Below are 26,161 nucleotides of genomic sequence, written 5' to 3'. Positions count from 1 at the left end.
CCACCCCGGCCCCGCTGTCGTACCCCTCACGTAAGCTCGTTGCGTGAAGGTTTTAGCAGCAATGAGTGGCGGGGTCGACTCCGCAGTGGCCGCAGCGCGGGCAGTCGAGGCCGGGCACGACGTGGTCGGGGTGCATCTCGCCCTGTCCCGAATGCCCGGCACTCTCCGCACGGGTGCGCGCGGCTGCTGCACCATCGAAGACTCGATGGATGCGCAGCGCGTCGCAAACAAGATCGGCATCCCCTATTACGTGTGGGATTTCTCGGAGCGATTCAAAGCCGACGTCGTCGATGACTTCGTCGCCGAGTACACGGCCGGGCGCACTCCGAATCCGTGCATGCGCTGTAACGAGCGCATCAAGTTCGCCGCTCTCCTCGAGAAGGCCGTCGATCTCGGCTTCGACGCCGTTGCGACGGGCCACTACGCCAATATCGTCACCGATTCCGAGGGCAACCGCGAACTGCATCGTGCGGCGACCTGGGCCAAAGACCAGAGCTACGTTCTGGGTGTACTCACCAGTGAGCAGCTGAAGCACAGCATGTTCCCGCTCGGAGCAACGCCGTCCAAAGCCGAGGTTCGTGCCGAAGCCGCTGAGCGTGGCTTCTCTGTCGCCAAGAAGCGCGACAGCCACGACATCTGTTTCATCCCCGACGGCGATACGAAGGGCTGGCTTGCCGAGCGCGTCGGCGCCGAGAAGGGCCAGGTCATCGAGCGCGACGGCAGCGTCGTGGGCAGCCACGACGGTGCGCATTCGTTCACCGTGGGCCAGCGCCGAGGCTTGCACCTCGGCATGCCCGCGCCCGATGGCAAGCCACGCTTCGTTCTCGAAGTGCGGCCCATCAGCAATCAGGTGGTCGTCGGCCCGAAGGAGGCGCTCGACATCTCCGAGATCGCCGGTGCTCGGTTCACCTGGGCCGGACTCGCCCCCGAGCATCCCGAGGTCGCCTTCGAGTGCGAGGTGCAGATCAGGGCGCACGCAGACCCCGTCGCGGCGACCGCTATCGTACGCCCTCTCGACGTTCCCGTTCCCGTCGAAGGCCAGCGGCCGGCATCCGATCACGAGCTCGTGATCACGCCGCACTCGCCGCTCAACGGTGTCGCGCCAGGCCAGACCGCCGTGGTCTACATTGGCACGCGCGTTCTCGGTCAGTGCACGATCGACCGCACGGTGAGCGCGGTTCCGGCGGTTTCCGACTCCACCTCGGCCGTGGCCTGATGTCCGAGATTCTGCCCGACGAGATCTTGCCCGACGAGGTCACGCCCGACCTGGCCGACGCCAAGGTCGAGGCCCAGCAGCTCACATCGCGCATTCTCGAGCTGCGCGATCAGTACTACGAGAAGAACGCATCCACAGCATCCGACGCCGAATACGATGCGCTCGTGCGCCGACTCGACGCGATCGAACGCGCTCATCCCGAGCTTCAGAGCGCCGACAGTCCCACCCAGACGGTCGGCGGTCGAGCCGAGACCACGATGTTCACCCCCGTCACTCACGCAGAGCGCATGCTCAGTCTCGACAACGTCTTCAGCGAAGAAGAACTGCGCGAATGGGCTGCCAAGATCGAGCGCGATGCGGGCCGCAGTGCCGTGCGATACCTCTCCGAGCTCAAGATCGACGGCCTCGCCATCAACCTCCGCTACGAGAATGGCGTACTCGTCACCGCCGCCACACGCGGCGATGGCGTGGTCGGTGAAGATGTCACCGACAACGTGCTGCAGATCAAGCAGATCCCCGCTCGCCTCAAAGGAACGGGGCATCCGAGCATCGTCGAGGTGCGAGGTGAGATCTTCTTTCCCGTCGCGTCGTTCGACGAGCTGAACGCTCTGCAGGAGGCCGCGGGGGAGCGGGTCTTCGCCAATCCTCGCAACGCGGCCGCGGGGTCGCTGCGGCAGAAGACCGAGGGCAAGAACGCCAAGCAGCTGGCCCTCGTCGAGAACCGCCTGTCGCGCCTGCGCATGCTCGTGCACGGCATCGGCGCCTGGCCGAACCCGCCGGTCGCCGCGCAGAGCGAGGTCTACGGCCTGCTTGCCGAGTGGGGCCTGCCCATCTCCACCCACTTCAAGGTCTTCGACGACATCGACGATGTGGTCGAGTTCGTCCGTTACAACGGAATCCATCGCGCCAGCGTCGAGCACCAGATCGACGGAATCGTGATCAAGGTCGACAATCTCGCCCTGCACGACGAGCTCGGCGCCACGAGCCGCGCGCCGCGCTGGGCTACCGCTTACAAATATCCGCCCGAAGAGGTCAACACCCGGCTCCTCGACATCGTCGTGAGCGTCGGTCGCACGGGCAGGGCCACTCCGTTCGCTGTCATGGAGAAGGTCGAGGTCGCCGGCTCCGAGGTTCGCCAGGCCACCCTGCACAACCAAGACGTGGTCAAAGCCAAGGGCGTGCTCATCGGCGACATCGTCGTTTTGCGCAAGGCAGGCGACGTGATTCCCGAGGTGCTCGGGCCGGTCGTCGAGCTGCGCACCGGTGACGAGCGCGCGTTCGTGATGCCCGAGAACTGCCCGGAGTGCGGCACCCGACTCGCCCCGGCGAAAGAGGGCGACAAAGATCTCCGCTGCCCGAACGCTCGCAGCTGCCCCGCACAGGTTCGCGGGCGCGTCGAACACGTCGGCTCGCGAGGCGGCCTCGACATCGAGGTATTGGGCGAAGTCTCCGCGGCGGCGCTCACCCAGCCGCTCGAACCGGCCGAGCCTCCGCTCGAGACCGAGGCGGGTCTCTTCGCTCTGCGCATGCAAGACATCTTCCCGATCACCGTCGTCGTGCGCGACAACGAGACGGGCATGGTCAAGCTCACCGACGACGGCGAGCCGAAGCGGGTCATGCCGTTCCAACGCAAGCGTCAGAAGCGCGACGGAGCCTTCGACCCGGAGGCCGTCGAGTTCGTAGGCGACGAGTTCTCGGTTCCCTCGACCAACGCGGTGAAACTCCTGGCCGAGATCGAGAAGGCCAAGACCAAGCCGCTGTGGCGCATCCTCGTGTCGCTGTCGATTCGCCATGTCGGGCCGGTCGCCGCGCGCGCCCTCGCCGACTACTTCGGCTCGCTCGACGCCATCCGCGCCGCAAGCCGAGACGAACTTGCGGCGGTCGACGGCGTCGGACCGATCATCGCCGACGCCCTGATCGACTGGTTCGCCGTCGACTGGCACGTCGACATCGTCGAAGCCTGGGCCGCGGCCGGCGTGCAGTTCGCGACCCCCGGGCATCCGGGGCCCGGCGCAGCCGTCATCGAGGGCGGAGTGCTCTCGGGCGTCACCGTCGTCGCAACCGGCTCGCTCGAAGGGTTCAGCCGCGAGGGCGCACTCGAAGCGATCATGAATGCGGGAGGCAAGGCCGCGTCGAGCGTGAGCAAGAAGACCGACTTCGTGGCCGCTGGCCCGGGCGCGGGTTCCAAGCTCACGAAAGCCGAGGCCCTCGGCCTGCGCATCATCGACGCCGAGCAGTTCGCGATCCTCGTCACCGAGGGGCCGGATGCGTTGGGCCCGGCCCCCGAAGCAGAAGAAGACGAGGGGTCCGAGCAGTAGTGGTCTCGATACGGCCGCGGGCGGCCTACTCGACCAGCGCGGCAGTGCTGCGCTGATCGAGTAGTCGGCTCGCTCAGCGAGCCGACGTATCGAGATCACCGCGACCTCCTCCGGTAGAATCGGTGGGTTCGTCCGAACTCCCCCCGAATGAAGACACGGAGCAGCATGTCCGAAATCACGCAGGAGCAGGTCACTCACCTCGCCAACCTCGCCCGCATCGCGTTGACGCCCGAAGAGATCGTGTCGCTCACCAGCGAACTCGGGTCGATCATGGACCACGTGGCCACGGTCACCGAGGTCGCGACTCCCGACGTGCCGGCGACGAGCCACCCGATTCCGCTGCAGAACGTCTTCCGCGACGACGTCGTGGGGCAGACTCTCACCGCCGAAGAGGCGCTGGCAGGGGCACCCGACCACGACGGCTCGCGTTTCCGCGTCACCGCGATCCTGGGGGAGGAGCAGTAATGACGAACGATCTCACCAGGCTCACAGCCGACGCCCTCGCCACCAAGCTCGCCGCCGGCGACATCTCCTCGGTCGAGGCCACCCAGGCTCATCTCGACCGCATCGCCGCGGTCGAGGGCGCGGTGCATGCGTTCCTGCACGTCGCATCCGACAGCGCCCTCGCGGAGGCCGCCGACATCGACCGTCGCCGCGCAGCGGGCGAGCAGCTGCACCCGCTGGCCGGCGTGCCCATCGCCATCAAAGACGTCATCGTCACCAAGGGCATGCCCACCACCAGCGGCTCCAAGATCCTCGAGGGCTGGGTTCCGCCCTACGACGCCACGGTCATGACCAAGCTGCGGGCCGCCGGCCTCGTCTCGCTTGGCAAGACCAACATGGACGAGTTCGCGATGGGATCGTCGACCGAGCACTCCGCCTACGGCCCCACGCACAACCCATGGGATCTCGAGCGCATCCCCGGAGGCTCCGGCGGTGGCTCCGCGGCCGCGGTCGCCGCCTTCGAAGCGCCCTTCGCCCTGGGCAGCGACACGGGCGGCTCCATCCGCCAGCCCGCGCATGTCACGGGCACGGTCGGCCTCAAGCCCACTTACGGCGGGGTCAGCCGCTACGGAGCCATCGCGCTCGCCTCCAGCCTCGACCAGATCGGCCCGGTCTCGCGCACTGTTCTCGACTCGGCCCTGCTGCACGATGTGATCGGCGGCCACGACCCGCGCGACTCCACGTCACTCACCGACGTGTGGCCCTCGTTCGCCGAGGCCGTGCGCAATGCCGACGTTGCGGGTCTGCGCATCGGCGTCATCAAAGAGCTCCAGGGCGATGGTTTCCAGCCCGGTGTCATGGAGCGCTTCCGCGAAGCGCTGGCTCTTCTCGAGGGCGCGGGCGCGATCATCACCGAGGTCGAGCTTCCCAGCGTCGAGCACGCGATCGCCGCGTACTACCTGATCATGCCCGCCGAGGCCTCCAGCAACCTCGCCAAGTTCGACTCCGTGCGCTTCGGCCTGCGGGTCAATCCGAAGGGCGGCGGAACGGTCGAAGACGTGATGAGCGCCACCCGTGAACAGGGCTTCGGAGCAGAGACGAAGCGTCGCATCATTCTCGGCACGTACGCCCTCTCGGCTGGCTACTACGACGCCTACTACGGCAGCGCCCAGAAGGTGCGCACGCTGGTGCAGCGCGACTTCGCCGCAGCCTTCGCCAACGCCGACGTGCTCGTATCGCCTACGGCGCCCACCACGGCGTTCAAACTCGGCGAGAAGACCGGCGACCCGCTGTCGATGTATCTGAACGACATCGCGACCATCCCCGCGAACCTCGCCGGTATCCCCGGAATCTCGGTGCCCGCCGGCCTGGCCGCGGAAGACGGACTGCCTGTCGGCATCCAGTTCTTGGCGCCGGCGCGCGAAGACGCCCGACTCTACGGCGTCGCTGCGGCGCTCGAGGCACTGCTCGAAGAGAAGTGGGGTCACACGCTTCTGAGCCAGGCACCGGACCTGTCCTCCAGTGAAATGAACGCGACCGATGAGGGAGCCGTCTGATGGCGAAATTGATGGACTACGACCGCGCGCTCGAACTCTTCGAGCCGGTTCTCGGCTTCGAGGTGCACATCGAACTCAGCACCAAGACGAAGATGTTCTCAGACGCCCCGAACTACTTCGGCGGCGAGCCCAACACCAACATCACACCGGTCGACCTCGGCCTGCCGGGTTCGCTCCCCGTGGTCAACGGCCAGGCGGTGCGCTACGCCATCAGCCTGGGTCTGGCCCTCGGCTGCTCCATCGCGCCCACGAGTCGATTCGCTCGAAAGAACTACTTCTACCCTGACCTGGCCAAGAACTACCAGATCTCGCAGAGCGACGAGCCCATCGCCTTCGCGGGCTCGGTCGAGGTCGAGCTCCCGAACGGCCGCATGTTCACCGTGCCGATCGAGCGCGCACACATGGAAGAAGACGCCGGAAAGCTCACCCACGTGGGCGGCGCGACCGGTCGCATCCAGGGCGCCGAATACTCGCTTGTCGACTACAACCGCGCCGGTGTGCCGCTCGTCGAGATCGTCACAGACATCATCTACGGCGCCGAAGCCGACGCCCCCGAGCTGGCCAAGGCCTATGTGTCGACGATCCGCGACATCGTCGTCGGTCTCGGCATCTCTGAGGCGCGCATGGAGCGCGGAAACCTGCGCTGCGACGCGAACATCTCGCTGCGCCGCCGCACACCCGAGGGCGAGCCCCCCGCGCCGCTCGGAACCCGCACCGAGACGAAGAACGTCAACTCGCTGCGCAGCGTCGAGCGCGCGATCCGCTACGAGATCCAGCGCCAGGCCGCCATCCTCGACGAGGGCGGAACCATCACGCAGGAGACCCGGCACTGGCACGAAGACACGGGGGAGACCTCCGCGGGCCGCCCCAAGTCCGACGCCGATGACTACCGCTACTTCCCCGAGCCCGATCTGCTGCCCGTCGTTCCCTCGGACGAGCTCATCGAGGAACTGCGTGCCGCTCTGCCCGAGGCTCCCGCGATCCGTCGCCGCCGTCTCAAGGCCGAGTGGAACTTCACCGACCTCGAGTTCCAAGACCTGACCAACTCCGGCCTGGTCAACGAAGTTATCGACACCGTGGCGGCCGGTGCCTCGCCCGCAGCTGCGCGCAAGTGGTGGACCGGCGAGATCGCCCGGACGGCCAACGCGCAGGGTGTCGACGCGACGACGCTCGTCACACCGCTTCAGGTCGCTCAGCTCGTGGCGCTCGTCGACGACGGCACGCTCACCGACCGCCTCGCACGGCAGGTTCTCGAGGGCGTCATCGCCGGCGAGGGCACCCCGCAGCAGGTCGTGGATGCACGTGGCCTCGCCGTCGTGTCAGACGACGGGGCGCTGATCGCCGCCATCGACGAAGCCCTGCAGAGCCAGCCCGACGTGCTGGCCAAGATCCGCGACGGCAAGGTGCAGGCCGCCGGCGCCGTGATCGGGGCGGTCATGAAGGCGATGAAGGGTCAGGCCGACGCCGCCCGCGTGCGCGAACTCGTGTTGGAGCGGGCGACCGCTCTTCCGGAGTAGCGGGGCGCCTACGGGCTAGAAGTCGATGCCCGTCAGGTCTTCTGACGCGGTCCACAGTCGCATGGCCACCCTCTGATCAAGGGCTCGTCGGCTCTGCTTCGCGCGGCCGGGAGGGCCCGTGAGACCGAATGCCCCGGTCGGCCCTACGTAGTCGCCGCCTGAGACGCTCGCCCAGGTCGCGGCGAACAGCTCGGGCTCCGCGCCCTGCTCGGCACTCTGCGACAGCCCGGGTGACTGCATGAAGCGCTCGATGAACGCGTTGGCCGGCTTGTCGCGACCCAGCTGAGGGCCCGCGCTCTGCAGATTCGTGCGGCTCGAACCCGGATGCGCCGCGGCGCTCAGCAGACCCCATCCGGCTGCGTCGCTGCGGCGCTGCAACTCGTGGGCGAAGAGCAGGTTCGCCAGCTTCGACTGGCCGTAGGCGAGCCACGCGTTGTACTTCTTCTCGGCGTTGAGGTCGCCGAATCGTATCCGACCGATCCAGTGCATCACGCTCGACAGGGTGACGACGCGGGGCGCCTCAGCGGCTGTCAGCGTCGGGAGCAGACGTGCGGTGAGGGCGAAGTGACCGAGATGGTTCGTGCCGAACTGCAGCTCGAAACCATCATCTGTCGTGTGCCTCGTGGGCACCGCCATGACTCCCGCGTTGTTGATCAGGATGTCGGTGGGCGCTTTTTCGGCGATCATCCGGTCGGCGAACGCCTCCACACTCGCCAGCGAGGCGAGGTCGAGGCTCTCGAGTTGGAGCGAGGCGTTCGGAACAGCCTTCTGAATCGTCTCGGCGGCGTCAGTGTTCTTCTCTGCCGTTCGCGCAGCCATCACCACGTGAGCACCGGCTGCCGCCATGCGGCGTGCTGCCTCGAGTCCGAGACCGCTGTTGGCGCCGGTGATGATCACACGTTTGCCGTGCTGATCGGGAATGGACAGCGCTGCTGCGGTCGACATGAGGCTCCTCGGTGCGCGGCGGGTTCTCGGGTTCGCCGCCTAGATCACAGGTTATTGCGCATTCATGAACGTGCATACTTCTGCGGCTACGCGGAGAGCGGAAGCCTGTCGTCGCGTCCCGTCAGAGCGAGCAGCTTCGACTGCAGCGATGCGTGCTCGGGAACGGGAACCGGGGAGCTGAAGAGACCTGACGCCTCGAGCGTCTCTTTCTGCGGTTCGAAGACGGTCCAGACAGCGGCGATCAGCTCTTCGTCGATGGTCTCCGCCGAGCGGGTCGCACGCGCCAGATCCCAGGTGTGGATCGTGACATCGGAGACCTGCTCGCGCAGGTACTCGGTGACCGTCACGGTGTCGTACGAGAGCTGCACCTGCGCATCCGGTGCCGCCGACTGCCAGGCGTCGGTGGCCGCCTTCGAATACCTGTCCCATTCGGCAGCGAGGTCGCTCGACAACGGTCGCTTGAGCGATCGCGCCTGTCGCAGGCTGCGCCCTTCGAGCAGCAGCGGCACCCACTGCTGCTCCTCGATGACATGGGTGACGAGCTGGCGCGTGTTCCAGTCGCTGTCGGGCGTGGGCGCATTCCAGTCGCTCACCGCCGAGAGTCGAGCGGCGAACTCGGCGTGCGCAGTGTTCTGCAGTGTCAGCCAGTCGATGGTCACGATGGGGCTCCTGTCGGCAGTGCTCGTCATAGTTCTGGGTATAAGTCCATCATGGCGGTGCGCATTCCGCCGAGCCGGTGCGGATAGGCTCTCGGGGTGACCTTGACGACCAGAGATATCGACGCCACCGATCTGACTCCGCTTCTGGCGATGAACAACGGGGCGATCCCTGCGGTCAATCTGCTCGACGAGGCAGAGCTGCTCGATCTCGTGTCGATGGCCCACTCGGCCGTCATGGTCGTCGACGACGAGTCACCGCGAGAGCCTCTGGGACTCGTCATCACACTCACGGCCGGCAACGATTACGACAGCGAGAACTATCGCTGGTTCGAAGAACGCGGCGGCGACTTTCTCTACGTCGACCGCATCGTGGTGCACCAGGGCATGCGCGGACGCGGGCTCGGGCAGATCCTCTACGAGCGGGTCTTCGCCGAAGCCGAGCTCGCCGGCCTCACCGAGGTGACGTGCGAGGTGAACCTCGACCCGCCGAACCCTGGATCTCTCGCATTCCACGACCGACTCGGTTTCGTGCAATTGGGGGAGCAGTTCACCAAGGGCGGAGCGGTGAAGGTGGCCCTGCTGTCTGCACCCGTCGTCCTCGCATCATCTCTGCCCGAGGCCTCCTAAGCTCTCGGTCAGGCCCGATCGGCCAGCAGCTGCTCTCTGACCGCCCGGCGCAGAACCTTGCCGATCAGCGACGTGGGAAGCTCGTCGATGACCACGATCCTCTTCGGCACCTTGTAGGCGGTGAGCTGGTTGCGGCACCAGTCGCGGAACTCCTTCTCGTCGAAGTCGGCTTTGGAGGACAGCACCACCGCGGCCACGACGTCCTCTCCGCCACCCCCGCTGGGCATACCGACGACAGCCACGTCCGCCACTCCGGGGTGCTGCCTGAGCGCGTCTTCGACCTCCGAAGGGGCGACATTGAAGCCGCCCGTGATGATGAGCTCTTTGATCCGGTCGACGATCGTGACGAAGCCATCGGCATCCCGCGTGCAGATGTCACCGGTGCGAAACCAGCCGCCCTCGAGCAGCACCGCATCGGTCTCGTCGGGCTTCTGCCAATAGCCCTGGAACACCTGGGGTCCTCGGATCAGCAGTTCGCCCTCGTCGCCCGCAGCACGGTCGACGGAGGTGTCGTCGGGGTCGACCACGCGGATCTCCGTGCTGGGAAAAGGAACGCCGACGGTGCCCGGCCTGCGGCTCGGACCGATGGGGTTGCCGAGCGCCACGGGGGAGGTCTCGGTGAGGCCGTAGCCCTCGACCAGGTACCCGCCCGTCGCCTTCTCCCACAATTCGACCGTGGAGACGGGCAGATTCATGGCCCCCGAGATCGCGAACCGGATGCCTGTGAGATCGACTTTGCGCTTCTCGGCACCCCGTGCGAGCCGCTCGTAGATCGGCGGCACCGCGGGAAGGAAAGTGGGCGGATGCGACTTGGCCGCATCGAGAACGAGGTCGACATCGAACTTGGGCAGCAACACGAGTCGTGCGCCGCTGTTCATGGCGAAGGTGAGGCAGAGTGTGAGCCCGTATGCGTGGAACATGGGCAGCACCGCGTAGATGACCTCTTTGCCCGCCACCATGCCGGGCACCCACGCCCGGCCCTGCAAGGCGTTGGCATACAGGTTGAGGTGCGTGAGTTTCGCGCCTTTCGGAGTTCCGGTCGTTCCACTGGTGTACTGGATCACGGCGAGATCGTCGACCGATGGTCGAGGCACGGAACGCCGGATCGGCCGGTGGTTTACGAGCTTCTCCCACGGTGTGCTGTGCTTTGAGTCGGCGGTGAGCGCCTTACGCGCCTCCCGCGCTTTCGGCACAGGCAGGCGCAGCGCGAGTCGCTTGGAGAGCGGCATGGCGCGCGTCACATCGACCGCGATGACGGTGTCGAACGCCACATCGGCAGGCATCGCATGGATGCGCTCGCCCACCTTGTCCCACACGATCGCGACCTTCGCGCCGTGATCTTCGAACTGGTGCCGCATCTCGCGGTCGGTGTAGAGCGGATTGTGTTCCACGACGATCGCGCCCAGCCGAAGCACTGCGTAGAACGCGATGACGTGCTGCGGACAGTTCGGCAGCACGAGAGCGACCCGATCGCCGTGTCCGACCCCCGCGCGCCGCAGCCCCTCCGCCGCGCGTGCGACGAGCATGCCCAGTTCTGCATATGTCGTCGTCGAGCCGAAGAAGTCGAGGGCGACATTCGACCTGAACGCACGCACGGAGTCGTCGAACATGTCGACGAGCGAGCCGCTCGGCAGCTCGATCGTCGCAGGTACGCCATCTGCATACTGAGAAATCCAGGGCCGGTCGGTCTCGATGGTCATTCGGTGCCCTTCGCGTCGTCGTGGAGCCATTATGGCGTAGCCGAATCGACATTCGATGGGCATCGATGGCGGTGCTCCCGCCGTGCTAGCGTGCGATCGTGTCGAGAATCGTCGGGGTATCCGCCGCACTTCCCCCGAATTCGTATGCCCAGACCGAGATCACTGCGACCATCGCCCCGATGATCACCCAGGATGCCTCGAAGCAGGCTCTTCTGCGGCGTATGCACGAGGGAAGCCGGGTCGAGCGACGTCATCTGGTGCAGCCCATCGAGCGCTACCTCGACGGTCAGAGCTTCACGACCACGAACGGCATCTTCATCGAGGCTGCGACCGATCTCGCCGAAGAGGCTCTCGCAGCGGCTCTGGTGCAAGCAGGAATCGCCGCCGACGAGGTCGACTTCGTTCTCTTCACCTCGGTCACCGGCGTCTCGGCTCCCTCGATCGACGCTCTTCTCGTTCCGCGGCTCGGTCTCAGGCCCGACGTGAAGCGGGTGCCGATGTTCGGGCTCGGATGCGTAGCGGGAGCGGCCGGTATCGCCCGGCTCGACGATTATCTTCTCGGCCATCCGAGTGGCGTGGCGGTTCTGGTCTCGGTCGAGCTGTGTTCTCTTACCGTGCAGCGTGGCGACGACTCGACGGCAAATCTGGTCGCCTCGGGACTCTTCGGCGACGGCGCGGCAGCCGTCGTCATGGTGGGGGCGGAGCGCGCGGCCGACCGAGCAGATCACGGATTCGACGTCGTCGCCGCGCGCAGCGCCCTGTACCCCGACACTCGTCATGTGCTCGGCTTCAACCCCGGAGAGACGGGGTTCAGGATCGTGCTGACCGCCGGTGTCGCCGATGTGGTCGACGAGCACTTCGGATCGGACATGACCCGGTTCCTCGCCGACCACGGGTCGACGGTGGGCGATATCGCACGCTGGATCGCGCATCCGGGTGGCCCGCGCGTGCTCGACGCGTTCAGCGACGCTCTGAATCTGCCGCCGGGGTCTCTCGACGCCAGCTGGCGTTCGTTGGCTCGGGTCGGCAATCTATCGTCGGCCTCGGTGCTGCATGTGCTGGCCGACAGCATCCGAGACGCCCCGCCGAGCGGGGGCGAACTGTGCGCCCTCTTCGCGCTCGGCCCGGGAGTCTCTGCCGAACTCGTTCTGCTTCGATGGTCTGGAGATCCTGAATGACGCTGTCGGTGCTGCTCTACGTGATTCTCATCCTGCTCACCGGTGGCGAGCGCGTCGTCGAGCTGGTCGTCTCCACGCGCAACGCGGCGTGGGCATTCGCGCGCGGCGGCATGGAGTTCGGCCGACGCCACTTCGGACCGATGGTCGCCCTGCACACGGGTTTGCTGCTGGCCTGTCTTGTCGAAACGCTCCTCGCAGACAGGCCGTTCATCCCGTGGCTGGGCTGGCCCATGCTGGTGATCGCGCTGGCGAGTCAGGCTCTGCGCTGGTGGTGCATCGCTTCGTTGGGTCGTCGCTGGAACACCCGGGTGATCGTGGTTCCCGGTCTGCCGCTCGTGTTGAGCGGACCGTACCGGTGGCTCCGCCATCCCAACTACATCGTCGTGATCGCCGAGGGCATCGCCCTGCCCCTTGTGCATACGAACTGGGTGACCGCCGTCGCCTTCACGGTGCTCAACGCGGTGCTGCTGTTCCGGTTCCGCATCCCGGTCGAGGAGCGTGCGCTCGAGGCGGCTCTCGGCGAGAATCCCGTCGCGCCGCGATGACCGCGGTCGATGTCGATGTCGCCGTCGTGGGGGCGGGGCCCATCGGTCTTGCCGCAGCGATCGAGGCTCGGCTCGCCGGATGGTCGGTCGTCGTCATAGAGCCGCGGTCCTTTCCCATCGACAAGGCCTGCGGAGAAGGGCTGATGCCGGGAGCCGTCGACGCCCTCGCGCGACTCGGCGTTCATCCACCGGGCGCTCCGATCGCGGGGTTCCGCTACACGGATGCCACCCGATCCGCCGAGCACCGCTTCGCTGGAGGATCGGGCCTCGGTGTGCGACGCACGGCGCTGCACGATGCTCTCGCGGCGCGCGCCGACCAGCTGGGTGTTCAGCGGGTGGATGCCCGAGTCTCCGACGTGGTGCAGCATCCCGACGGCGTGACGGTCGGCGACGTGCGTGCGTCGTGGCTCTTCGCGTGCGACGGGTTGCATTCGACGGTGAGAAGACTGGTGGGGCTCGAGCGGCCGCCGATCGCACGCGTCGATCGCCGCCGCTTCGGTCTGCGCAAGCACTATGTGATCGCGCCGTGGACCGACCTGGTCGAGGTGCACTGGGCTGCGGATGCCGAGGCCTATGTCACGCCTCTGGACGGGGGCCTCGTCGGCGTCGCTGTTCTCGGTCCGCCGCGCACTGATTTCGACGAGGTGCTGACGCGCGTTCCTGAGCTGCGCGCGCGGCTTCGACAAGCCGATGCCGTAGAGGGGCTGCGCGGTGCCGGACCTCTGCGGCAACGCAGCTCGGCCCGCAGCGCAGGCCGAGTGCTGCTCCTTGGAGATGCCTCGGGCTACGTCGACGCGCTGACAGGGGAAGGCATCCGGGTCGGGCTCGCTCACGCTCGTGCCGCCGTCGAGGCGATCGGCGGCAGAGGCGTGCGGCAGGCTGCGGCCTACGATCGGGACTGGTCTCGGGTCAGCCGGGATTTTCGCGTGATCACCTCGGGCCTGCTCGCCGCGGCGCAGTCTCCGCTCCGACCGCTCATCGTACCGGCGGCGCGGGCGATGCCGTCGCTCTTCGGCGCAGCGGTGGAGCGCCTCGCCCGGTAGGCGACGAGGCGTAGGCGCACCGAGGCCTGTCGTCAATGCCGGGCGAGCCACAGGCTGTCGCGCGCAGACTGGGGGAGTGAACCTCGTACCTGCCGGCCTGCGCGATCGCATCCGCCTCGTTCTGAGCGGCTCCAGCAGCGAACCGCCGGAATGGTCGGTGCGGCTCGATGAGGGCGCCGACGGCGGGTTCTTCGCGCCGGGCTCCGCGACGTGGAGCGTGCACGGGGGAATGTCGACCATCGTGGCGGGCGTCCGCGCGCTGCTCATCCAGGCGTTGCATCCCGGAGCAATGGCCGGAGTGCACGATCACTCCCGCTACAAGGAGGATCCGCTCGGACGATTGGCGGGCACGATCCGCTGGATCTTCACGGTGAGCTACGGCGACACCCGCACGGCGATCGGTACATCGAACTGGGTTTTGGCGATGCACGAGCGTGTCGTGGGCAGCTACCTCGACGCGCGCGGCGTCGAGCGCCCCTACGCGGCGAACGACCCCGAGCTGCTCAGCTGGGTGCACCTCGCGTTCACGGATTCGTTTCTCGCGACGGCCAAACTCTATGGAAAGCCGATACCGGGTGGCCCCGACGCCTATGTCCGCGAGTGGGCGAAGGCCGGTGAGCTGATGGGCGTGCCGAATCCTCCGCGATCCGAGACGGAACTCTCGGCGCAGTTGCGCGAGTATCTCGATCGAGGACAGCTCGTCTACAACGACCGCGTGGCCGACGCGGTGTCGTTCATTCGCCGACCGCCGCTGGGCCGGTCACTGATGCCGGGCTACGCCCTTCTCTTCGCGGGAGCCGTCGCATCCATCCCCGAGCCTTATCGCGGCATGTTGCGGCTGCGCATCCCGTCGCTCGGGCCCATCCGGTTGCCCGTGACGGCGTTCACGCGACTGACCCTTCGGCTCATCGCGGGAACGCTCGAGAAAGATCCGCCGAGCGAGCTTGCGGCACGCCGCAGGCTCGCCCGGCTAGGCATCGACGGGCCGGCCATCGCCCCGCGATGACGTCGATCAGACGGGACGTGTCTCGGGAGAGACGGTGTGCTTGGCGTCGCGCACGACGACTGAACCCAGCGCCTCGTCGATGCGGGCGAGGATGCCCTCGTCGAGAGTCACCCCGGCGGCCTTGACGTTCGACTCCACCTGCTCGGGTCGCGAGGCGCCCATCAGAGCCGAGGCGACGTTCGGGTTCTGCAGAACCCACGCGATGGCGAGCTGAGCCATGGTGAGGCCGAGGTCGTGGGCGATCGGCTGAAGCAGCTGCACCCGGGTCAGCACCTCGTCGTTCAGGAAGCGCTTGACCATGTCGGCACCGCCCTTCTCGTCGGTGGCGCGGCTTCCCGGCGGAAGCTCAGCGCCCGGCTTGTACTTGCCGGTGAGCACGCCCTGTGCGACAGGAGACCACACGATCTGCGACAGACCCAGCTCGGCCGAGGTCGGCACGACCTGGTCTTCGATGACGCGCCACAGCATCGAGTACTGCGGCTGGTTCGAGATGAGCTGGAAGCCGAGCTCCTTCGACAGTGCGTGGCCCGCGCGAATCTGCTCCGCGTTCCACTCGCTCACGCCGATGTAGAGCGCTTTTCCCTGGCGCACGATGTCGGCGAACGCCTGCATCGTCTCCTCGAGCGGGGTCTCGACGTCGTAGCGGTGAGCCTGGTAGAGATCGACGTAGTCGGTCTTCAGTCGGCGCAGCGATCCGTCGATCGACTCCATGATGTGCTTGCGCGAGAGTCCGACATCGTTCGGGCCTTTAGGGCCGGTGGGCCAGTAGACCTTGGTGAAGATCTCGAGTGATTCGCGGCGCTGGTGCTTCAGCGCCTTGCCAAGAACCTTTTCCGCCGCCGTGTTCGCGTAGGCGTCTGCGGTGTCGAAGGTCGTGATGCCGGCGGTCAATGCCGCCTCCACACACTGTGCAGCGATGTCGTTCTCGACCTGCGATCCGTGGGTGAGCCAATTGCCGTACGTGATTTCCGAGACTTTGAGCCCGGACTTGCCGAGGTACCTGAATTCCATGGTGTCAACGGTACTCCTCGTGCTGGATGCCGGCTGGGGGTAGCGTGGGAGCCCTCCGGACGACAGGACAGATGACGGTGACGACCTATGTGGCGCTGGTGCGAGGCATCAACGTGGGAACGAGCACTCTCGTGGCGATGCCCGACTTTCAGCGTGTGCTCGAGGAGAGCGGCTTCACCGACGTGAAGACTCATCTGCGCAGCGGTAACGCCGTCTTCGAGTCCGACGCGAAGCTCTCGCCTCGCGATATCGCAGCTCTGGAGAGCCGTTTCTCCGACACCACCGGGGTCTCCGCTCCATTCGTCGTGATCGAGGGGCGCGAGTTCGTGAACGTGGTCGAAGAGAATCCTCTCGTCGGCGAGTCCGACAATCTGTCGCGGCTGGTGATCGCGTTCCTTCCCGGCCCGGCCTCGTCGGGCGTCACGGTTCCGGATGCCACGGCGCTGCTTCCCGAGATCGTCAGAGTGGGGTCCCGGGCCGTGTATGCCTGGTGCCCACACGGTGTCTCGAAGTCGGCTATCCCGGCCGCGTTCTGGAAGCAGTTCGGGCCGGCGGCGACAGTGCGCAACGCGAATACGGCGAACAAGCTCGTGTCACTGGTGCTGCCTAGACTCGAAGGATGACGACGAGTGGGGTGGTAGACGACTCGACCGCCACCATGCTGCACATCGACATGGACGCCTTCTTCGCCTCGGTCGAGCTCCTCGACCACCCCGAGCTGCGCGGTCAACCGGTCATCATCGGCCACGCCGGCGGTCGCGGCGTAGTCACCAGCGCCACCTACGAGGCGCGCAAGCTCGGGGTGCACTCCGCGATGCCGGTCTCAGTGGCCATGAGGCTCGCGCCGAAAGCGCACGTCCTGCCGCCGCACCACAAGCTGTACCAGCACTACTCGGCCGAGGTGATGCGCATCTTCCGAGACGTCACCCCGCTGGTCGAGCCGCTCAGCATCGACGAGGCTTTTCTCGACGTATCGGGTGCCCGGCGGCTGCTGGGCAGTCCGAGCACCATCGGAGCCCAGGTTCGTGCGCGGGTCTTCGCAGAGACCGGCCTCACCTGCTCGGTCGGCGCATCGTCGACCAAGTTCGTCGCCAAGATGGCGTCCCAGCGGGCAAAGCCCGACGGCATGCTGATCGTTCCCGAGTCCGAGATTCTGAACTTCTTGCACCCTCTCCCTATTAAGGCGCTGTGGGGTGTGGGTGCGAGCACCGAAGCGGCATTGGCGCGCATCGGCATCAAGACCGTGCGAGAACTAGCCGAGATGCCGCTGCCCGCCCTTATCCGAGCCGTGGGCGAAGCATCCGGTCAGAAACTCCACGCCCTGGCGCTCGGCATCGATCCGCGGGGCATCGTTCTCGAGCGCCAAGAAAAGAGCATCGGTCACGAGAACACCTTCGAGTTCGACGTCTCCGATCGGCGAGTTCTTCACCGAGAACTGCTCAAGCAGGCGAATCAGGTAGCCGTTCGGCTGCGTAGGGCAGGCCTCGAGGGCCGCACCGTCGCGCTCAAACTCAGATTCAGCGACTTCACCACCATCACGCGCTCGCGCACGCTCGCAGAGCCCAGCGACCTCGGCAAGCAGATCTACGATGAGGCCAAGGCCATCTTCGATGCGCTCGACCTACGAGACGACCAGCGGGTGCGTCTCATCGGCGTTCGGGTGGAGCAGCTCGCCGAATCGGGCTCTGTGGTGCACCAGCCGTCGCTCTGGGTCGATGAGGCCGAATCTCAGACAGACGGATGGCGCGACGCCGAGCGCACCATCGACAAGCTCTCGGCGCGCTTCGGCTCAGGGGCAGTCGGCCCCGCTTCGCTCATGCGCAAGAAGAACCCGGGCGCCCCGGAGTAGTTCATCAGGCGCGCGGGCGGTACACCGTCACCGAGTGTCCGGCGACCGCGGGCGAGTCACCACGCGGGCTCGACTCAAGGAGGACGTCGCTCGACGAGCGCAGGCCACTCGGGGCATCCATCGGCTCGCCCGAGAAGTTGATCAGCACTCGCACGTCGCCGCGCGTCAGTTCGAGCCAGTGGTCCTCCTCGGAGAACTCCACCGAGAGATGGGGCCAGCGCGGATCGGTGAAGGCCGGCACCGTGCGGCGCAGCGTTGTGAGCGCCGTGTAGAAGGCCAGCAATCGTGCGTGCGCCGATGTCTCGTCGGCAGGTTCTGACCAGTCGAGCTTCGAGTTGGTGAACGTCGAGGAGTCTTGCGGGTTCGGAACGACCGACTCGTCCCAGCCCATGCGTTCGAACTCGGCGATACGGCCTTCTGCTGTTGCCTTGCCCAGCTCGGGCTCGGGATGGGAGGTGAAGAACTGGAACGGGGTGGACGCGCCCCACTCCTCGCCCATGAACAGCATGGGGGTATACGGGCCGAGAAGCGTCAGCGCGGCCGCTATGGCGAGTTGGCCTTCGTCGAGCGATGCGGTGAGTCGATCGCCGATCGCCCTGTTGCCGATCTGATCGTGGTTCTGATTGGCCACGACCAGGCGCCACGTGAGCACGTTGGCCGTGTCGATGCGCTTGCCGTGGTGTCGGCCTCGGAAGCTCGACCAGGTTCCGTCGTGGAAGAAACCCGACGTCAGTGCCTTGGCCAAGGCGCCGAGCGGCTCGAAGTCGGCGTAATAGCCCGACGTCTCGCGCGTGAGGGCGACGTGCACGGCGTGGTGGAAGTCGTCGCTCCATTGGCCTGCGAGGCCGTAGCCGTTCTGGTCGCGCGCGGTGAACATGACCGGATCGTTGAGGTCGGACTCCGCGATGAGGCTGAGCGGCCGGCCGACGAACGCCGACCAGGCATCGGTCTCTGCCGCGAGTTCGCTCAGCAGGTGACGCGAACTCTCGTCGTGCAGAGCGTGCACCGCGTCGAGGCGCAGACCATCGACGTGATACTCCTCGAACCACATGCGGGCGTTGTCGAGAATGAAGCGGCGCACCTCGGTCGATCCGTGGCCGTCGAGGTTGATCGCCTTGCCCCAGGTCGTTCCGGCGGCCTCATGCTCATAGGGACCGTAGACCCCGAGGTAGTTGCCACTGGGCCCCAGGTGGTTGTAGACCACGTCCTGAATGACGGCCAGGCCGCGAAGGTGACACGCGTCGACGAACCGACGGTAGGCATCCGGCCCGCCGTAGGTCTCTTGCACCGCGAACCAGAGCACACCGTCGTAGCCCCAGTTGTGCGTACCGTTGAAGGCGTTCACGGGCATGACCTCGACGAAGTCGATGCCCAGCGATACGAGGTGATCGAGACGATCGATCGCCGAGTCGAGAGTGCCCTCGGGCGTGAACGTGCCGATGTGCAACTCGTAGATCGATCCGCCCGCGAGCTGCCTGCCCGCCCAGTCGTCGTCGTTCCAGACGTACGCCGCGTCATCGACCGTGCGCGAGAGTCCGTGCACCCCGTCCGGCTGGCGCCGCGAACGCGGATCGGGGAGAGGCCCCACCGTGTTTCCGTTCGCATCGTCGATCAGGTAGCCGTAGTCGGCCTCTCCCTCGGGTACCGACGGACCGGCGCTCCACCAGTCGCCGTCTTCACGGGTCATCTCGACGGTCTTGCCGGCGACGACGAGGCGCATGCGCTGGGCATGTGGCGCCCATACGTCGAAACGTGTGCGGACGGTCATTCTGAAGGATCCTCTCGGACGGCGGCAAGGAGAGCGACGGGAAGGTCGGCGAGCAGCTCTGACACGGCCACCGGGCCTGCCTCGACCCGGCGTCCGGTGAGAACGTCGATGCTGTCGCGGTCGATCGTGATCTGGGTCGAGCCCCAACCCTCGGCCTGGGCGAGTGACCACGGAAGGCGGGTCGCGATCGTGACCGCGCCACCCCTATCGAAGGCGATCACATGGCTGGCCGCGTCGCCGTGCGCCTCGACGGGGGTGTAACCCGTGAACATCTCGGGATGCTCGTGCCGAAGCCGCAGCGCGCGCGACGTGACGAGCAGCTTTGCGGCGCCCGTCTCGTCGACGGTCGGGAGCTCGCCCGTGTCGAGGATCTCGAGCAGCCGACGGCGTTCGTCGAAGTCGACGGGGCGACGATTGTCGGGGTCGACGAGGGAGTTGTCCCACAGCTCGGTGCCCTGGTAGACATCGGGCACACCCACCATGGTGAGCTGAATCAGCTTCGCGGCGAGCGAGTTCGACCAGCCCGCGGGCCGGATGCGCGTGGCCAGCGACTCCACGAGTTCGTGGGTGCGCGGGTCGTCGTACGCGGCGTCGACTGCGGCATGCAGCGCCTCTTCGAAGCGCTCGTCGGGGGCGTTCCAGGTCGTGGATGCGCCGGCTTCGCGAGACGCTTTCTCGGCGTAGGCGTGCAGGCGATCGCGCTCGATCGGCCACGCTCCGATCGCGGTCTGCCAGAGCAGCGAATCGAAGGTCTCGTCGCCGATCGGAGCGGATTCGCGAAGCCCTGCGAGCGTCTCGAGCCAGGTGTGCGGCAGCTCGCTCAGCACGTCGATGCGGGCGCGCACGTCTTCGCCTCGCTTCGTATCGTGCGTCGAGAGCGTCGTCATGGTGCGGGGGAACGACGCCATGCGCTGCCACTGGCGTGCGTGGAATTCGGCGGCATCGATCGCGAACTCGGCCGGCTCGCCACCGACCTCGTTGAGTGACACCAGCCTGTTCCAGCGATAGAACGCGGTGTCCTCGACGCCTTTGGCCATGACCATGCCCGACGTCTGCTGAAAACGAATGGCGGCGGCGTTGCTCGGATGCGACAGCGCCGCGGTGACGATATCGAGTTCTACGGCGAGGTCGGGTCGAGCGGCGAGGGCGGCACGGTGCGCCTCCTCGAGCTTTTCTGCGCCCGAGGGGAGGTACGAGCGGTAGACGGGGAAGCAGGTGAGCAGCTCGGCGATGGCATCCGCGATCGCCGGGGAGCCGCGCCAGCTCGAGTCGGTCAGCGCGTCTTGGCGGTCGAGATCGCGCTGAATCCGCAGAACCTCTGAGCGCAGGATGCCGTCGGCGATGGCGCGTTTGGTGTCGTGGATCAACGCGATCCAGTTGTCGTGGGCGCTCTCGTCGTCGCCGAGACCCAGCGCGACGTTCAGGAACGGCTCGCCCGAGGCATCCACCAGCACCCTGTCGATGTCGCCGAGCGAGTCGTAACCGGTCGTGCCGGCCGTCTTCCAGGTGCCGGGCAGCCGCTCGCCACCTTCGAGAATCTTCTCGACGAGCACGTAGGCGCCGCCGGTGAGCTCCGCGAGATGCTCAAGGTAGTCCTCGGGGTCTGCGAGTCCGTCGGGATGATCGACCCGCAGACCGTCGGCGAGCCCATCAGCGAACCAGCGTCCGATCTCCTTGTGCGACTCCTGGAACACCCAGGGAATCTCGACCTTGACTCCGGCCAGCGTCGTCACGGCGAAGAAGCGTCGGTAGTTCAGCTCGGCATCGGCGCGACGCCAGTTCATGAGTTCGTAGTGCTGGCGCGAGTGCACGGTGATCGCGTCGGCGCCGTCGTCAGCCGTGCCCGGAGCCACCGGGAATCGGTTTTCGTAGTAGTGCAATTCGAGCTTTCCGTCGGGCCCCGTGGCGAGCTCGAGCGCGTCGAGCGAATCGTCGCCGAGCACGGGCAGGCGCACCTTTCCGTGGCCGAACTCCCAATCCACGTCGAACGCCTCGGCATGGCGCGAGTCGCGTCCGTGCGTCAGCAACTCCCACCACCACACGCTGAGCGGGGCCGTCGCCACGCCCACGTGATTGGGCACGATGTCGACCAGCACACCGATCCCACGAGAGTGCGCCGCCTCGGAGAGTCTCTCGAGGGCATCCGGCCCGCCGCGCTCAGGATCGACCCGACTGTGATCGATCACGTCGTAGCCGTGGTTGCTGCCCGGCTCTGCCTCGAGAATCGGCGACAGGTAGACCCAGTCGGCACCGAGGTCGGCGAGATAGTCGATCAGCTCCGCCGCGGCGTCGAGGGTGAACGACGACGAGATCTGGAGTCGGTAGGTGGAGAGCGGTTCGCGCATGGGTCCTCGCTAGCCGTTGGACGGCTTGGTCAGGGGGATGGTCTCGATGGTGCCGGTCATTGCGGTGAGGGATGCGGCTACCGAGTGGTCAGCCTCGGTCACCGCTTCTTGGTGGGCGCGGAGCACGACGAGCGACTTCGCCAGCACTCTGACCTTCTCGTTCGCGCTGCGAAGCGGTCCGTCTGCGGCCTGGCCGGCCGAGTCGATCACCACGTCCCACGACTGCGAGTATTCGCCCGGAGGAAGAACGAAGTCAACGTCTTGCGGTTCGGCGTTGAAATAGACAAGGAAGTTCACGTCGGTGATGCGCTGACCGCGCTGATCGCGCCCGCGGATGCCCTGCCCGTTGAGGAAGACGCCCACTGAGCGGCTGAGCGGGGCGTCCCACTCCTCGGGCTCCATCTCACGAGCATCCGAGTTGAGCCAGACGATGTCGGGCAGCGGCTCGCCCTTGCCGCGCCTGACCGGCCGGCCGTCGAAGAAGCGGCTGCGACGGAAGGTGGGGTGTTCCTTGCGCAGTCGTGAGACGGCCGCGGTGAACTCGTTCAGCGGCACATCGGCGTGGTCCCAGTGGATCCAGCTGATCTCCGAGTCCTGGGCATAGGTGTTGTTGTTGCCCTGCTGTGTGCGGCCGATCTCGTCACCGTGCAGCAGCATGGGCACACCCTGCGACAGCAGAAGCGTGGCTAGAAAGTTGCGCTGCTGGCGTGCGCGCAACTCGAGGATCACCGGGTCGTTCGTTGGCCCCTCGACTCCGGAGTTCCAGGAACGGTTGTGCGATTCGCCGTCGTTGTTGTTCTCGCCGTTGGCCTCGTTGTGCTTCTCGTTGTACGACACGAGATCGCGAATGGTGAAGCCGTCGTGGGCGGTGACGAAATTGATGGATGCGACGGGTCGGCGCCCCGAGTGCTCGTAGAGATCCGCAGAGCCCGTGAAGCGCGAAGCGAATTCGCCGAGGCTCGCCGGCTCGCCGCGCCAGAAGTCGCGCACCGTGTCACGGTACTTTCCGTTCCACTCGGTCCACTGGGCGGGGAAGTTGCCGACCTGGTAACCGCCGGGCCCGACGTCCCAGGGCTCCGCGATGAGCTTGACCTGCGAGATCACCGGGTCCTGCTGCACGAGCTCGAAGAAGGTCGACAGCTTGTCGACATCGTAGAACTCGCGGGCCAGCGCCGAGGCGAGGTCGAAGCGGAAACCATCCACGTGCATCTCGGTCGCCCAGTAGCGCAGCGAGTCCATGATGAGCTGCAGGGAGTGCGGGTGGCGCACGTTCAGCGTGTTGCCGGTGCCCGTGTAATCCATGTAGTACCGCTTGTCATCGTCCATGAGTCGGTAGTACGCGGCGTTGTCGATGCCTCGGAACGAGATGGTGGGGCCGAGATGGTTTCCCTCGGCGGTGTGGTTGTAGACCACATCGAGGATCACTTCGATGCCAGCCGCGTGCAGCGACTTGACCATGCCCTTGAACTCTTGCACCTGCTGGCCTCGCTCGCCCGCCGAGGAGTAGCTCGACTGCGGCGCGAAGAAGCCGATGGTGTTGTAGCCCCAGTAGTTCGACAGGCCCTTCTCGAGCAGCGTGCTGTCTTGAACGAACTGGTGCACCGGCATCAGCTCGATCGCCGTGACCCCGAGCTTCTTGAGGTGCTCGATGACGGCCGGATGCGCGACACCCGCGTAGGTGCCGCGCTGCTCGCGCGGCACCTCGGGGTTCAGCTGGGTGAGGCCCTTGACGTGGGCTTCATAGATGACGGTCTCGTTGTAGGGAATGTCGAGAATACGGTCGCCCGACCAGTCGAAGAACGGGTTGATGACGACGCCCGTCATCATGTGCTTGGCCGAATCGTCATCGTTGCGCGAGTCGGGGTCGCCGAAGTTGTAGGAGAAGAGCGACTGATCCCAGTCGATTGTTCCGCTCGTCGCCTTGGCATAGGGGTCGAGCAGCAGCTTGTTCGGGTTGAACCGGCAGCCGTTCTCCGGGTCATATGGACCGTAGACGCGGTAGCCGTAGCGCTGGCCGGGCTGCACCTGTGGCAGATAGCAGTGCCAGACGTAGGCGTCGACCTCGGTGAGTTCGACGCGGGTCTCCGCGCCTTTCTCGCCGAAGAGGCAGAGCACGACGCGCTCCGCAGCTTCGCTGAAGATCGCGAAGTTCGTGCCGCTTCCGTCGAAGGTCGCGCCGAGCGGGTAGGCCGATCCGGGCCAGCTTTCCATAAAAGTCTCCTGTGAGTCGTGATTCGGGTCGAGCAGAAGTGCCTGGGCGGGAAAGCTCAGTCGAGCTGGGACATGACCTCGGCCGCGATGAGTTCGAGGTGATCGAGGTCGTGGATGTCGAGAATCTGAAGGTAGAGGCGTTCGACGCCGTCTTCGCGGAGGGCGCCGATGCGGTCGACGACCTCGGCCGGGGACCCGGCGAGACCATGTTCACGGAGTTCGGCAGGCTCGCGGCCGATGGCCGTCGCTCTGCGTTCGAACTCGGCCGGGTTCGATCCGACGGCAGCGACGAGGGCGGCCGAGTAGACCAACTCCGACGGCTCTCGGCCGATCGTCTCGCATGCCTCGCGCACGGCGCGAAAGCGAACAGGGATATCGGCGAACTCGGCGAAAGGAACGTTGAATTCCGTGGCGAACCGGGCTGCGATCTTCGGCGTACGGGTGGGCCCCGAGCCGCCGACGATGACGGGGAACGGATGCTGCACCGGCTTCGGCAGAGCCGGGGACTCTACAAGCGTGTAGTGCTCACCGTCGAACGAGTACGTCTCGCCGAGCGGCGTTCCCCACAACCCGGTGATGATCTCGAGCTGTTCCTCGAGCATTCCGAAGCGCTTGGCCGGAAAAGGGATGCCGTAGGCGAGGTGCTCTCTCTCGAACCAGCCGGTACCGAGGCCGAGCTCGACACGTCCCCCCGACATGGCATCGACCTGCGCGACCTGGATGGCCAGGATGCCGGGGTGCCGGTAGGTGACGCTCGAGACCAAAGTCCCGAGCTTGATGCGCGACGTCTCGCGGGCGAGTCCGGCCAGCGATGTCCATGCATCCGTCGGTCCGGGCAAGCCCTCGAACGGGTCGTCGCCCATGCGAAGGTAATGGTCGGATCGGAAGAAGGCGTCGAAGCCGAGCCTCTCGGTGGCTGTTGCGATGGTCAGAAGGTCGTCGTAGCTCGCGCCCTGCTGCGGTTCTGTGAAGATACGTAGGTCCACACCCCCAGAGTGTCACACCCCAGAGGCCCTGGCGGCACAGATGTGGGCCGGGTAGCGTGACCCCATGACAAACATCGCCGTGAAGCTTGCAGAGACCGCTCGATCCTTCGGAGTGGGGGCCGTCTACGGCGATCCCGTGGAAATCGAGGGCCAGACTCTCGTTCCCGTCGCCATCACCTGGTTCGGCTTCGGAGGCAGCGGTTCAGATGAGACGACATCGGGCATCGCCGGCGGAGGCGGGGGAGGCGCTGCCATTCCGGTGGGCGCCTATGTCACGCAGGAGAACGGCCGCGTCGCGTTCGAACCGAACCTCATCTCTCTGCTCGCGGTGTCCATTCCCGCGGTGTGGGTGAGCGGCAAGGCGCTCGCTCGGATCATCCGCGCGTTGAAGAAGTAGAGATCGCTCTATACTGATTCGCAACACGGGAGTCCGGTGAGCCGGGCTGAGAGGAAGGTTCTCCAACCTTCGACCGTCGAACCTGATCTGGATCATGCCAGCGCAGGGAGGACATCTCACGGTGTCGTTCGCAGTACAGCTGCGGCGACTCCACCCGTGCCCTGATATTCGCTATCGACGAAAGGGCACGATTTCAAGTGCGCGCGACAACCGAAACAACCTCTCCTACTCCGACCTCCACGGCATCCAGTCGAGGCGCACGCTTCCGCTGGCGCGTCGTCGACATCGTGGTGGCCAGCGTCATCGGCGTGGCCGCCGGCATCGTCTTCTGGATGTGGGACCAGGCGTACACGCCGCTCTCCGCTCCGTTGACTCCGCTCCTTCCCGGGCTGCAGGCCCTCGTCGGCGGAGGCTGGCTCTTCGCTGGAGTGCTCGGCGGGCTGATCATCCGCAAGCCGGGAGCGGCGCTGTTCACCGAGATCGTCGCGGCCGCGGTCTCGGCCTTGATCGGAACTCAGTGGGGCCCGCTGACGCTGCTCTCCGGTCTGGTACAGGGCCTCGGCGCCGAGATCGTCTTCGCCCTGTTCCTGTATGCCAACTACCGCGCCTACGTCGCGATCCTCGCCGGAATGGGCGCGGGTGTCGCTCTCGCGGTGAACGACCTGATCAATTGGTACCCGGGCTCCACGCCGCAGTTCGCGATCGTCTACACCGTGTCGTCGGTCATCTCCGGGGCGCTCCTGGCCGGTGTGCTCTCGTGGCTCGCCCTGCGAGGTCTGGCCAAGACGGGAGCCCTCTCCCGATTCGCCTCGGGACGGGCCGTCACGGCCCGGGTCTGAC

Annotated in this window: 22 protein-coding genes; 14 read left to right on the top strand and 8 right to left on the bottom strand. The window is 66.4% G+C overall.

What is annotated here, in order from left to right; translation table 11 throughout:
* Positions 1-43: 43 nt before the first annotated feature.
* The 5 genes from mnmA (at position 44) to gatB (ending at position 7,051) form a co-directional block, all read left to right on the top strand.
* Entirely contained in the window at positions 44-1,216 is a 1,173-nt protein-coding gene (gene mnmA / locus B9Y86_RS00270; RefSeq protein ID WP_176223209.1) for a tRNA 2-thiouridine(34) synthase MnmA, read from the top strand.
* On the top strand, positions 1,216-3,534 hold the full coding sequence (ligA, locus tag B9Y86_RS00265; RefSeq protein WP_085481860.1) for an NAD-dependent DNA ligase LigA: 2,319 nt from the start codon (positions 1,216-1,218) through the stop codon (positions 3,532-3,534). Before mnmA ends, ligA begins: the two co-directional genes overlap by 1 nt.
* Before the next feature lie 165 nt (positions 3,535-3,699).
* Positions 3,700-3,999 carry an Asp-tRNA(Asn)/Glu-tRNA(Gln) amidotransferase subunit GatC gene (gene gatC, locus B9Y86_RS00260; protein WP_044442836.1) on the top strand — a complete coding sequence of 100 codons (300 nt, stop codon included), beginning with the start codon at positions 3,700-3,702 and terminating at the stop codon, positions 3,997-3,999.
* Positions 3,999-5,534, top strand: coding sequence for an Asp-tRNA(Asn)/Glu-tRNA(Gln) amidotransferase subunit GatA (gene gatA / locus B9Y86_RS00255; protein ID WP_085481858.1), 1,536 nt, complete (start codon positions 3,999-4,001; stop codon positions 5,532-5,534). The genes gatC and gatA overlap by 1 nt, the downstream gene beginning before the upstream one ends.
* Positions 5,534-7,051 (top strand): Asp-tRNA(Asn)/Glu-tRNA(Gln) amidotransferase subunit GatB, encoded by a 1,518-nt coding sequence (gatB, locus tag B9Y86_RS00250; RefSeq protein WP_085481856.1) that lies wholly within the window; start codon positions 5,534-5,536, stop codon positions 7,049-7,051. Before gatA ends, gatB begins: the two co-directional genes overlap by 1 nt.
* A gap of 15 nt (positions 7,052-7,066) precedes the next feature.
* On the opposite strand, the gene B9Y86_RS00245 is transcribed toward gatB, so the two are convergent.
* The gene (locus tag B9Y86_RS00245; RefSeq protein WP_085481854.1) at positions 7,067-7,996 is read right to left on the bottom strand and encodes an SDR family oxidoreductase; all 930 of its coding nucleotides are present in this window, start codon (positions 7,994-7,996) and stop codon (positions 7,067-7,069) included.
* An 86-nt stretch (positions 7,997-8,082) separates the two neighbouring features.
* On the bottom strand, positions 8,083-8,685 hold the full coding sequence (locus tag B9Y86_RS00240; protein ID WP_085481852.1) for a TIGR03086 family metal-binding protein: 603 nt from the start codon (positions 8,683-8,685) through the stop codon (positions 8,083-8,085).
* A 66-nt stretch (positions 8,686-8,751) separates the two neighbouring features.
* On the opposite strand from B9Y86_RS00240, the gene B9Y86_RS00235 reads away from it, so the two are divergent.
* Complete coding sequence (locus B9Y86_RS00235) at positions 8,752-9,282, top strand: GNAT family N-acetyltransferase (protein WP_085481850.1); 531 nt, start codon at positions 8,752-8,754, stop codon at positions 9,280-9,282.
* An 8-nt stretch (positions 9,283-9,290) separates the two neighbouring features.
* On the opposite strand, the gene B9Y86_RS00230 is transcribed toward B9Y86_RS00235, so the two are convergent.
* Entirely contained in the window at positions 9,291-10,982 is a 1,692-nt protein-coding gene (locus B9Y86_RS00230) for a long-chain-fatty-acid--CoA ligase (RefSeq protein ID WP_085481848.1), read from the bottom strand.
* Between the two features lie 98 nt (positions 10,983-11,080).
* Here B9Y86_RS00230 and B9Y86_RS00225 point away from each other — a divergent pair, with 98 nt between their 5' ends.
* The 4 genes from B9Y86_RS00225 (at position 11,081) to B9Y86_RS00210 (ending at position 14,754) form a co-directional block, all read left to right on the top strand.
* Complete coding sequence (locus tag B9Y86_RS00225) at positions 11,081-12,160, top strand: type III polyketide synthase (protein ID WP_085481846.1); 1,080 nt, start codon at positions 11,081-11,083, stop codon at positions 12,158-12,160.
* Positions 12,157-12,705: an isoprenylcysteine carboxyl methyltransferase family protein gene (locus tag B9Y86_RS00220; RefSeq protein WP_176223208.1), complete on the top strand. Its 549-nt coding sequence runs from the start codon at positions 12,157-12,159 to the stop codon at positions 12,703-12,705. Before B9Y86_RS00225 ends, B9Y86_RS00220 begins: the two co-directional genes overlap by 4 nt.
* Positions 12,702-13,748 (top strand): NAD(P)/FAD-dependent oxidoreductase, encoded by a 1,047-nt coding sequence (locus B9Y86_RS00215; RefSeq protein ID WP_085481844.1) that lies wholly within the window; start codon positions 12,702-12,704, stop codon positions 13,746-13,748. Before B9Y86_RS00220 ends, B9Y86_RS00215 begins: the two co-directional genes overlap by 4 nt.
* A gap of 76 nt (positions 13,749-13,824) precedes the next feature.
* Complete coding sequence (locus tag B9Y86_RS00210; RefSeq protein WP_085481842.1) at positions 13,825-14,754, top strand: oxygenase MpaB family protein; 930 nt, start codon at positions 13,825-13,827, stop codon at positions 14,752-14,754.
* 6 nt (positions 14,755-14,760) lie between these two features.
* Here B9Y86_RS00210 and B9Y86_RS00205 read toward each other — a convergent pair whose 3' ends face one another.
* Positions 14,761-15,765, bottom strand: a complete 1,005-nt coding sequence (locus B9Y86_RS00205; protein ID WP_085481840.1) for an aldo/keto reductase family protein — start codon at positions 15,763-15,765, stop codon at positions 14,761-14,763.
* A 71-nt stretch (positions 15,766-15,836) separates the two neighbouring features.
* Here B9Y86_RS00205 and B9Y86_RS00200 point away from each other — a divergent pair, with 71 nt between their 5' ends.
* Positions 15,837-16,388, top strand: coding sequence for a DUF1697 domain-containing protein (locus B9Y86_RS00200; protein WP_176223207.1), 552 nt, complete (start codon positions 15,837-15,839; stop codon positions 16,386-16,388).
* The gene (gene dinB, locus B9Y86_RS00195; protein WP_085481836.1) at positions 16,385-17,614 is read left to right on the top strand and encodes a DNA polymerase IV; all 1,230 of its coding nucleotides are present in this window, start codon (positions 16,385-16,387) and stop codon (positions 17,612-17,614) included. The genes B9Y86_RS00200 and dinB overlap by 4 nt, the downstream gene beginning before the upstream one ends.
* Before the next feature lie 4 nt (positions 17,615-17,618).
* Here dinB and treZ read toward each other — a convergent pair whose 3' ends face one another.
* The 4 genes from treZ to B9Y86_RS00175 are packed head-to-tail and all read right to left on the bottom strand — an operon-like array spanning position 17,619 to position 24,924.
* Positions 17,619-19,382 (bottom strand): malto-oligosyltrehalose trehalohydrolase, encoded by a 1,764-nt coding sequence (gene treZ, locus B9Y86_RS00190; RefSeq protein WP_085481834.1) that lies wholly within the window; start codon positions 19,380-19,382, stop codon positions 17,619-17,621.
* A complete protein-coding gene (gene treY / locus B9Y86_RS00185; RefSeq protein WP_085481832.1) occupies positions 19,379-21,727 on the bottom strand; it encodes a malto-oligosyltrehalose synthase in 2,349 nt (782 codons plus the stop codon). Before treY ends, treZ begins: the two co-directional genes overlap by 4 nt.
* A gap of 9 nt (positions 21,728-21,736) precedes the next feature.
* Positions 21,737-23,938 (bottom strand): glycogen debranching protein GlgX, encoded by a 2,202-nt coding sequence (gene glgX, locus B9Y86_RS00180; RefSeq protein WP_085481830.1) that lies wholly within the window; start codon positions 23,936-23,938, stop codon positions 21,737-21,739.
* Between the two features lie 56 nt (positions 23,939-23,994).
* Positions 23,995-24,924, bottom strand: a complete 930-nt coding sequence (locus B9Y86_RS00175; RefSeq protein ID WP_085481828.1) for an LLM class F420-dependent oxidoreductase — start codon at positions 24,922-24,924, stop codon at positions 23,995-23,997.
* A 64-nt stretch (positions 24,925-24,988) separates the two neighbouring features.
* Here B9Y86_RS00175 and B9Y86_RS00170 point away from each other — a divergent pair, with 64 nt between their 5' ends.
* A complete protein-coding gene (locus tag B9Y86_RS00170; RefSeq protein WP_085481826.1) occupies positions 24,989-25,321 on the top strand; it encodes a hypothetical protein in 333 nt (110 codons plus the stop codon).
* Between the two features lie 197 nt (positions 25,322-25,518).
* Positions 25,519-26,160, top strand: a complete 642-nt coding sequence (locus tag B9Y86_RS17690) for an ECF transporter S component (protein ID WP_085481824.1) — start codon at positions 25,519-25,521, stop codon at positions 26,158-26,160.
* The last annotated feature ends 1 nt before the right edge of the window (position 26,161 follow it).

This window comes from Agreia pratensis (assembly GCF_900177685.1).
Lineage (GTDB): Bacteria > Actinomycetota > Actinomycetes > Actinomycetales > Microbacteriaceae > Agreia > Agreia pratensis.
The sequence above is the reverse complement of the archived record's forward strand: the minus strand, read 5'-3'. Positions and strand labels throughout refer to the sequence as shown.